The following is a 1,356-nucleotide window of genomic DNA, read 5'->3' as shown; positions in this document are numbered from 1 at the left end:
TTCACATCATCGCCACCGAACCAAAAGTACCGATTAAAAACGCGCGGGCCAAGGGGGTGAAAAGGTGACTACCTGACTTGAAAGAGGTTGTGGGGTGTAGGGTGTGGGGTGTGGGGTGTGGGGTGTGGGGTGTAGGGTGTGAGGAGAAAAAAGCTGTCTCCTGTCTCCTGTCTCCTGTCTCCTGTCTCCTGTCTCCTGTCTCCCGTCTCCTGTCTCCTGACTCCTCCGATTAATTCATTTGTTCGTATCCAAATCCATGTCAGAAATAACCTTGCAAATTAACGGCAAAACTCAAACCTGTTTACCCGCAACTAAACTAGGGCAAATGTTAGAAAATTTGGGCATGAATCCTCGGTTAGTTGCGGTGGAATATAACGGGGAAATCCTCCATCGTCAGTATTGGGAAAACACGGAAATCAAGGAGGGGGATAAATTAGAAATTGTTACTATTGTCGGAGGGGGTTGACACTCCCATCGCGCTTAAGCGAGGGATTCTTGGTTCACTGAGTTTCCTTAATCTGGCAGGACGTATCCAACCAAACCAGAGGGAATCTCTCCCCAAGCGTATTAGTTTCGGTGTGTCCCACCGTACTTAGTCCCTTTTTGAGAATGTTGATAGCGGCGTTAATATCTCTATCTTCTACATAGCCACAATGGGGACAAATATGGGTTCTCGTAGATAGAGATTTAGGGACTTTTTGACCACAATTAGAACAATTTTGACTCGTGTTATGGGGGGCTACTGCTACCGTAGCCTTACCATATTTAAAACCAAAATATTCTAACCATTGCCGAAAAGTGGACCAAGCCACATCATTAATAGATTTAGCTAGTCTAGAGTTTTTTACCATGCCTTGAATATTTAAGTTGACCTGAGCGATAAAATCGTTAGATTTAATGACGCGCAATGCCTCTTTTTCGACAAAGCCTTTACGTTGCCTACTTACTCTTAAATGCTTTCTAGCATATCTCTTTCTAGCTTTTTGGTAGTTGTTTGATTGGGGTTGACCTTTTCTAAACTTTTTAGATTTCTTCCGATTCAGTCGGTTTAATCTTTTTTCTGCTTGGCGATAGTATTGCGGTATTTCTACTGTTTCCCCATCACTATTAGCGTAGAAAACTTTTAAACCTACATCCAATCCCACACATCTTTTTGTTGGTTCTAGGGGTTTAGCATATTCCCGAATATCAACGCTAAGACAGAATTGGACATAATAACCATCCGCTCGTTTAACAATTCTAACTCGTTTAATTTGGTCTATAGGATAAAAGTTTAGGTCTCTAGTTCCTTTTAGTTTAACCGTCCCAATGTTTTTCTTATCTGTGAAAGTTATTTTCTTTCTATCCTCTGATAGT

Annotated in this window: 2 protein-coding genes; one reads left to right on the top strand and one right to left on the bottom strand. The window is 41.8% G+C overall.

Annotated features, from left to right (window positions below):
• Positions 1-256 precede the first annotated feature (256 nt).
• The gene (gene thiS / locus O9332_RS13445) at positions 257-466 is read left to right on the top strand and encodes a sulfur carrier protein ThiS (RefSeq protein ID WP_043999042.1); all 210 of its coding nucleotides are present in this window, start codon (positions 257-259) and stop codon (positions 464-466) included.
• Between the two features lie 34 nt (positions 467-500).
• On the opposite strand, the gene O9332_RS13440 is transcribed toward thiS, so the two are convergent.
• A partial coding sequence (locus O9332_RS13440; protein WP_288025982.1) for an RNA-guided endonuclease InsQ/TnpB family protein occupies positions 501-1,356 on the bottom strand: 856 nt, incomplete at its 5' end.

This window comes from Microcystis sp. LE19-10.1B (assembly GCF_027530565.1).
In the GTDB taxonomy this organism is placed as follows: domain Bacteria; phylum Cyanobacteriota; class Cyanobacteriia; order Cyanobacteriales; family Microcystaceae; genus Microcystis; species Microcystis aeruginosa.
This window is presented reverse-complemented; position numbering and strand designations above follow the sequence as displayed.